The sequence below is a fragment of the Streptomyces sp. NPDC059668 genome (assembly GCF_042734135.1).
Taxonomy (GTDB): Bacteria; Actinomycetota; Actinomycetes; order Streptomycetales; family Streptomycetaceae; genus Streptomyces.
The window spans coordinates 31,588-38,414 of sequence record NZ_JBHWEL010000040.1 but is presented as its reverse complement, the minus strand read 5'-3'; the positions used below and the strand labels follow the sequence as shown (position 1 = coordinate 38,414).

Sequence of the window (6,827 nt, the reverse complement as noted above, 5' to 3'; positions counted from 1 at the left end):
CAGGCAGGTGGCGCCGATCTCGCCGCCCACCCCGTCGGCGGGGCCCCGCGGGTGACCACCCCCGTCGTCGCGGGGGGGGGTGAGCTCCGCCGCGGGGCGGTGGCCCTCGGGCCCCCGGCCCACCCCCCCCGCCCACCCCGCCCGCGGCGCGCGGCTTCAGGGCAGCCGGCCGCCGGGCTCAGGACACCAGCGGCGCAGCAGCCGGAAGAACTCCTCCTCATTGCCCGCGAGTCCGGCCGCCGCCAGCGCCCGCTCCGCCTCGGCGAGCGCGGACGGCGCCACCACAGGCGGCCGGTGCGTGTCCGGCGTACCGTCGAAGGCGGCCCGGACGGTCTGGAGGAGACGCAGATAGGCCTGCACGGCGGCACGTTCGTGGTCGGTCAGTACGGCGGTCGGCATCGGACGGCTCTCCCCGGGTCGGCTGGTCGTGAGCGCTGCATGGCACTGCGTGACCCCAGCTTGCCGTCCACCACTGACAATGCCGTTTCGATGTGCGGCGGTTCGCCCGCTTAGCGGAGGCGAAACCTCACGGAAATCCCTGGTGGGACAGGAGCCCTACGCTGGGAGGAGGAGCCGGAGGCCGTCCGCTCGGCGGCCCGGGAACAGGAGGTGAGCCCGTGGCCGACGTACCGCCTCGGCGTCCGAGGCGCAACCTGCGACTGCGCTCGGTGGGCGGCGCGGAACTGCGCCTGCAGCACCGCGTCGTGCACGGCTACCGGCGTGCCTACCGCGTGGCGGGCGAGGGCCCCGCGCTGGTCCTCATCCACGGCATCGGCGACTCCTCGGCCACCTGGGCGGACCTGATCCCCGACCTGGCCCGCACCCACACCGTGATCGCCCCCGACCTGTTGGGCCACGGGGCCTCCGACAAGCCGCGCGCCGACTACTCGGTGGCCGCGTACGCCAACGGCGTCCGCGACCTGCTGACGACGCTCGACATCGAGTCCGCGACCCTGGTCGGTCACTCGCTCGGCGGAGGCGTCGCGATGCAGTTCGCCTACCAGTTCCCCGACCGCACGGAACGGCTGATCCTGGTCAGCGCCGGAGGAGTGGGCGGCGAGGTCAACCCGGTACTGCGGGCCGTCTCGCTGCCGGGTGCCCACCTCCTGCTGTCCACCCTGCGGCTGCCCGGCATGAGACTCCAAGTGGGCCTGTTCTTACGTCTGATGACGCTGCTCGACACCGACCTGGGCCAGGACGCCCCGGAACTGCTCAACCTCGTGGACGCCCTGCCCGACGCGACCTCGCGCAGCGCGTTCATCCGCACCCTGCGCGCCGTGGTCGACTGGCGCGGACAGTCGGTGACCATGCTCGACCGCTGCTACCTGACCGAGGGCATGCCCACGATGCTGCTCTGGGGCGACCGGGACAGCGTGGTGCCGGTGCGGCACGCGTACGGGGCGCACCGGGCGATGCCCGGCAGCCGGCTGGAGATCTTCGAGGGCGCGGGCCACTTCCCCTTCCACAGCGATCCGGCACGCTTCCTCGGCCTCGTCGAGGAGTTCACCAGCACCACCCGTCCGGCCGACTGGAGCCGCGAGCACTGGCGGGAACTGCTGCGCGCCGGCCGCCCCGGCACGACGGTGGGGCAGCCGGACACCGCGCACAACCGGGCCGTGGAACGGGACCTGCGGGAGGCGAGCGAACGCAGCGCGACCTGAACCCCGCGCCCGCTGCCGCCCGCCGTCCACGGGCCGGCGCGTCCCGTCCCGGGAGGGGACGCACACGGTTCGGCTCCCGGCGCCCCCGCCGGAGGAGGCGTCACCGGAGGAGGCGTCGCGGGGCGAGCGCCGTTCCGGACTAGACGGCGCGGCCCTCGCCGGACGCCCACGCCACCCGTTCGGCCGAGTCCGGTCGCGCCGGTTCGGGACCGGTCCGGGACCGGTCCGGCACCGTCCGGCCGAGGCCGTCCCGGGTCGGGTCGTGACCCCGTCGTACGAGCGCCGGAGTCGGCCCTCCTGCCGCCGTGGTCCCGTCCCGGCGTCAGCCCGCCGCCGGTGTCACCGAGGACTCCGGCGCGCTGAACACCGCGGCGCGTTCGTCGGACGTGAGCGGGGGTTCGGTCAGCGGGGGACGCCCCGGCCCGCGCAGCACGGCGAGGAGCACCTCGGGTGTCACGAGGGCGGTCAGCGGCGCGGACAGGGTGGTCACGGAGAGGAGGGCGCGGGCGACCCGCGGACGTCCGGCCGCGGTCCGCGTCAGCCGTGCCAGGTAGCGGCCGAACAGACCGCGCACCGCGCCGGGCTGTTCGCCGATCGCCTCGGGGTAACGGATGTCCGTTCCTGTGGCCAGTTCCCAGGCGACCGTCACCGGGATCGCCACCGCGCGCTGCACCCGCCGCGCGAGCCCGGGCGCCGAGATCCCGTACTCGGCGACCTGCCCGCGCAGCGCCACGGCGCCCTGGGCGGCCACCGACATCCCGTGCCCGTGGACCGGGTTGTACGTGGCGACGGAGTCGCCCAGCGCGACGAAGCCCTCGGGCCAGTCCCGCACCCTCTCGAAGCAGCGCCGCCGGTTGATCGTGCTGCGGGTGAGCACGACGTCCGTGAGCGGCTCCGCGTGCGCGATCAGCTCACCCACCAGGGGATGCCGGACACCGCGCGCGAAGAGTTCGAAGTCCTCGGCCGCGGCGGTCGGTTGTCCGCCGCGGGTGCCCGAGAGCGTCACCAGCCAGCGCCCGCCCTCCAGCGGCACGAGGGTCGCGGACCGCCCGGGCACGGGCTGCGCCGGGTCGGGCTGCACGGTGACCACCGGGAAGTCCTCGGTGCCCGCCGGCGCGCGGAAGACCCGGCTGGCGAAGGCGAGTCCGGAGTCGATCTCCTCCATCGGGGCCTGCGGGACCCCGAGCGCGTCGAGCCACGCGGTGGACCGCGAACCGCGTCCCGAGGCGTCCACCACCAGATCGGCCTCCAGGACGTGCTCGGTGCCGTCGGACGCGCGTACCCGCACTCCGCTCACGCGGGCGGCGTCGCCGTGGAGCCCGAGCAGCTCCGTGCCGTCCAGGACGGTCACCCGGTCCTCGCGCGCGACCTGTTCGCGCAGCACCGAGTCGAGCAGATCACGGCTGCACGAGATCATGAACTCCGTCTCGGGCCAGCGCCGCAGCCAGCCCCGCGCGGACAGGGCGACCAGTCCGTCCGGGAGCGGGATCCGGCGGGCGCCCGCGGCCAGCCAGGCGGCGGTGACACCGGGGAGCAGTTCCTCCATGGCGCGGGCACCGCCGGACCACAGTGGATGGGCGTGACGGGCCTGGGGCAGGCCCTTGCGCGGTTCGGGCCCGGCGGGCAGGACGTCACGCTCGACGACGGTGACGTCGGCGTACGCGTGCAGCGCCGCGGCGGCCAGCAGGCCGGCCGGCCCGGCACCGATGACGACCGCCCGACCGGAGGCCGGGACACGGTCGTCTGCTGCCGCGCTCCGGGGGGCGCTAGCGGGATTGCTCATGGAAGTCGCTCTCTGACCTGGCCGTGGCACGCCCTCGGGCGGCCGCGACGACGGGGGACTGACGCAGGGCCATCGACATCCGCACGAGGTCGCGCGGACCGTCGGTGTAGGCGTACGCGGACCCGGGTCCGGCGGGGGCGGTGGCCGCCTCCGCCGCGCTGATGACCCGGCCCTCCGGGTCGGCCGCCCTGGCCCGTACCGCCGCCGTCACCATCGCCGCGTCGGCCTCCGCCTGTGCCTGGAGGGGCTCGGAGCCCGCCGCCACGGCCGCGTCGTAGGCGAGGGCGCGCGCCTCGGAGTCGAAGTAGGGGTACAGGCTGAGCATGCCGTCGTGGATGTCGGACTCCCGCTGGGTGACCTGGAGTTCGGCGGGGGACCACCACGAGATCCGCACGGCGCGCTCCTCGTGGGCCGAGACCGGCTTCAGCTCGCGCCACAGCGGCCCGAGCCGGCGGTACGTCGACCAGGTGCACCAACTGTCCCCGACGCGCTGGCAGGCCAGCGGGATCAGGAAGCCGACCGCGCTCACCTGTGCTCCGACCGACGCCAGCGCGGGCGCCACGTCGGTGCTCAGGCCGTCCAGGTCGGTGCCGTTCCAGCGGGCGCCCACGGCGATGAACTTGAGCGCCGAGTAGGGGATGTTGAAGAGGAAGCCGACCGCGATCGTCAGCAGGCCGACCCGCAGCCAGCCGCTCACCTGGAGGGCCCAGCGCCAGCACATGACGTTCATCGCGACGCCCGCGACGGTCAGCGAGGCGAGGTAGAGCACGATCATCTCGCGGATGAACGGGGTGTTGGCGTAGTAGGTGTCGAGGTCGCGCAGCCGTTCCTCACGGCAGTCCCCGAGCAGGTACAGCACGACCAGCGCCAGGCTCACCACGCCGTACCCGGCGATCCAGCGGCGGGAGAGCCGGCGGGTCACCTCGGCGGGGCCGCCGCGCCAGTTGACGATCAGCACCAGACAGGAGGCGCTGAACGCGGTCAGCAGGCAGTAGACCAGGGGCGCCGAGACGTTGGGGATCCCCGTGAGGTCGTTGACCTCGCCGATGGTCGGCGGCGCCGCGAAGAGGAAGACCAGGCAGGCGAGTGCCAGCAGGACGCCCACGGACCTCAGCAACGGGTCGCGCCAGCCGCGGATCAGGGTGGGCGCCTTCACGGCGAGAGCGACGCCCATGGCGACCGCCGGGACGTAGTAGCTGGATCCGTCCATTCCTGGAGAGTGTCCTCAGCCCTTCGGCCCGCGATAGCCGAGGGACGCCTCGATCCGGCCGGCCAGACCGTCCCGGCTCACGGGCCCGCGCACCGGCGAACCGGCGAGCCACGTACGGCACTTGCTGGCGAGCAGCAGACCGAAGCTCTCGGCCTCCTTCTCGTCGGCGAGGTCGAAACGGGTGCGCGCGGCGACCTTGCGGACGGTCGCCTGAAGGTCCGCGTCGTCGCTGAGCAGACGGGCGGCCACGGCCGCGCCGTCGACATGGTGACCGCAGTGCCCGGCCTTCATGTGCCACAGCTCGTGGCCGAGGATCACCAACTGGTGGTCTGGGGCGGTGCGTTCCTCGATGACGACGAGGTCCTGCTCGGCCATGTCGAGCCACAGCCCGCTGGCGGTACCGGGCGGGAACACGGCCGTACGGAACTGGACGGGGCGGCCACGGCGTCTGCTCATGGCCTCGCACAGGGCGGCGTACAGGGTGGCGGGTTCCGCCGGCGCCGGGAGCGAGAGCTCAGCGACCAGCTCGCCGCACAGACGGCGCATGTCCTTTCCGATGCCCACGGTTCTCCCCCGGATCATGACTCGGGCCGCTTGACGCTTTCCAAGAGCATGTCCAGCCATTCGGCGACCTTGTCGCGGTGCTGGTCGGTGGGCAGCTGCGCGGCCCGCCAGGCGATGCCGCGCACGCCGTGGTCCTCCAACAGCCGCTCCAGCGGGTCCGAGGCGGCCGCGGCCGCCTCGCGCTCGCGGTCGGCGAGCTGTTGCAGCAGCTCCTGCTCGGAACGCTGCAGGGCACCCACGAGCGCCTCGGAGTCCTCGGCCGTCAGGAATCCCGCGTGCACCCGGAAGAAGCGCTGGATGGCGTCGCAGTGCTCCATCGTGGGGCGCCGGTCGCCGTTGATGAGAGCGCCCGCCTGCTGACGCGACATCCCGGCGCCGTCGGCGATCTCCTGCTGGGTGTATCTGCGGCCGTTGGGCTTGAGCCGGGTGCGGCGCAGCAGGTCGAGACGTTGCAGGAAGCGGGCCTGCAGATCGGGCTCGCCGGCCGCGCGGCCGCCGAGCAGCGCCCGCACCACGGGCTCGGGGACGCCGGACTCCGCCGAAAGGCGCCGTACGTCGAAAACCTCGGCGTGCTGCACACCGAGCCGGTCGGCGAGCGCGGTGACCCGGGCCACGACGGCCGGCAGCAGAACCGTCGCCATGGCGCCCGGAACTTCGAAGCCATCCGTCACCGACAGATCTCCTACGTCTCTCTCAGGTCTCTCACATGATGCTCGGGACCCCCGGAGACTAGTCGCTCGCTCGAACTCACATCCAGGTCTCGCCACAACTGTGGCGCGAATCAGCCGTCAACAAGCGCCAAATGCCACGATAGTTGACACGACTGAGCTCCGGGCAGCAGGATCGGGGCGCCGCGTGAAGGCCGCATAGGCAAGAGGGGTGACCTCCCGATGGCGTACCAGGCAGGAAGGCAGCGGTCCCAGCCGCGACCTGTCCCCGAGAGCCCCGAGGCTCAGGCGTATCTCCAGGACTACGCCGCCCTCCTCGCTGCCGTGCCGTTCCCCTCGGTCGTCTTCGACCACCGCTGGGACGTCGTCCTGTCCAACGCCGCGTTCGAGACACTTTTCGGCGGCGTCGGCCCTCATCCGACGGCCATGCCGGGCGACAACTTCCTCCGGTTCGTCCTCTTCCACCCGGACGCGGCCACCGTCCTCGGCGAGCACGAGGCGAGCTGGTGCCTGCCGATGCTGGCGCACTTCGCCGCCGCCGTGGAGCGCGACGGCCAGGACCGCGGGCTGCAGTCCATCCGCCGCGACATCGCCCAGGACCCGATCATGGAGGCGGCCTACCGGCACGGCCTGCCGCACTGGATCCGCGCGGTCGGCCAGGACGCCCTCCAGCACGACGGCGCGGTACGGCCGCTGATCCATCCCGACCCCCGCTGGGGGCGCACGGACTGCCGGATCGTCGACGAGACCCCCAAGAGCCTCCAGGACCTGGGCTACACGCGCACGACCCTGGTCCTGCGCGAGACCCGCCGTGGCGCGCAGCCCCCGCGCAGGATCGCCAGGCCACGCCTCGGCGCCACCCACCTCAGGGTCGTCTGACGCCCCGTGGGGGGGGGGGGGGGCCCCGCCCGCGACAACACCCCCCACACCCCCCACAACCC

General features: G+C 73.5%; 7 protein-coding genes. 2 read left to right on the top strand and 5 right to left on the bottom strand.

All coding sequences use genetic code 11. From position 1 onward, the window contains the following. Window positions 1-156 precede the first annotated feature (156 nt). Complete coding sequence (locus ACFV2J_RS25870; protein WP_356807141.1) at window positions 157-399, bottom strand: hypothetical protein; 243 nt, start codon at window positions 397-399, stop codon at window positions 157-159. A 218-nt stretch (window positions 400-617) separates the two neighbouring features. On the opposite strand from ACFV2J_RS25870, the gene ACFV2J_RS25865 reads away from it, so the two are divergent. Beyond that, the gene (locus ACFV2J_RS25865) at window positions 618-1,661 is read left to right on the top strand and encodes an alpha/beta fold hydrolase (protein WP_385091986.1); all 1,044 of its coding nucleotides are present in this window, start codon (window positions 618-620) and stop codon (window positions 1,659-1,661) included. 322 nt (window positions 1,662-1,983) lie between these two features. Here the strand turns inward: ACFV2J_RS25865 and ACFV2J_RS25860 are convergent, their stop codons facing one another. Genes ACFV2J_RS25860 through ACFV2J_RS25845 form a run of 4 tightly spaced genes read right to left on the bottom strand, consistent with a single transcriptional unit; the run spans window position 1,984 to window position 5,889 of the window. Next, complete coding sequence (locus ACFV2J_RS25860) at window positions 1,984-3,444, bottom strand: NAD(P)/FAD-dependent oxidoreductase (RefSeq protein WP_385091983.1); 1,461 nt, start codon at window positions 3,442-3,444, stop codon at window positions 1,984-1,986. Next, on the bottom strand, window positions 3,428-4,654 hold the full coding sequence (locus tag ACFV2J_RS25855) for an MAB_1171c family putative transporter (RefSeq protein WP_385091980.1): 1,227 nt from the start codon (window positions 4,652-4,654) through the stop codon (window positions 3,428-3,430). Before ACFV2J_RS25855 ends, ACFV2J_RS25860 begins: the two co-directional genes overlap by 17 nt. A gap of 15 nt (window positions 4,655-4,669) precedes the next feature. Then, window positions 4,670-5,200: a toxin-antitoxin system, toxin component gene (locus ACFV2J_RS25850; RefSeq protein ID WP_385091990.1), complete on the bottom strand. Its 531-nt coding sequence runs from the start codon at window positions 5,198-5,200 to the stop codon at window positions 4,670-4,672. Window positions 5,201-5,232: 32 nt separating this feature from the next. After that, complete coding sequence (locus tag ACFV2J_RS25845; protein WP_385440848.1) at window positions 5,233-5,889, bottom strand: helix-turn-helix domain-containing protein; 657 nt, start codon at window positions 5,887-5,889, stop codon at window positions 5,233-5,235. Window positions 5,890-6,108: 219 nt separating this feature from the next. Here ACFV2J_RS25845 and ACFV2J_RS25840 point away from each other — a divergent pair, with 219 nt between their 5' ends. Beyond that, a complete protein-coding gene (locus ACFV2J_RS25840) occupies window positions 6,109-6,765 on the top strand; it encodes a hypothetical protein (protein WP_385091974.1) in 657 nt (218 codons plus the stop codon). The last annotated feature ends 62 nt before the right edge of the window (window positions 6,766-6,827 follow it).

Bases quoted from the DNA above. Each gene is read 5' to 3' on its own strand.
- ACFV2J_RS25850 (WP_385091990.1), bottom strand. From the start codon at position 5,200: ATGCGCCGTCTGTGCGGCGAGCTGGTCGCTGAGCTCTCGCTCCCGGCG.
- ACFV2J_RS25870 (WP_356807141.1), bottom strand. From the start codon at position 399: ATGCCGACCGCCGTACTGACCGACCACGAACGTGCCGCCGTGCAGGCC.
- ACFV2J_RS25855 (WP_385091980.1), bottom strand. From the start codon at position 4,654: ATGGACGGATCCAGCTACTACGTCCCGGCGGTCGCCATGGGCGTCGCT.
- ACFV2J_RS25840 (WP_385091974.1), top strand. From the start codon at position 6,109: ATGGCGTACCAGGCAGGAAGGCAGCGGTCCCAGCCGCGACCTGTCCCC.
- ACFV2J_RS25860 (WP_385091983.1), bottom strand. From the start codon at position 3,444: ATGAGCAATCCCGCTAGCGCCCCCCGGAGCGCGGCAGCAGACGACCGT.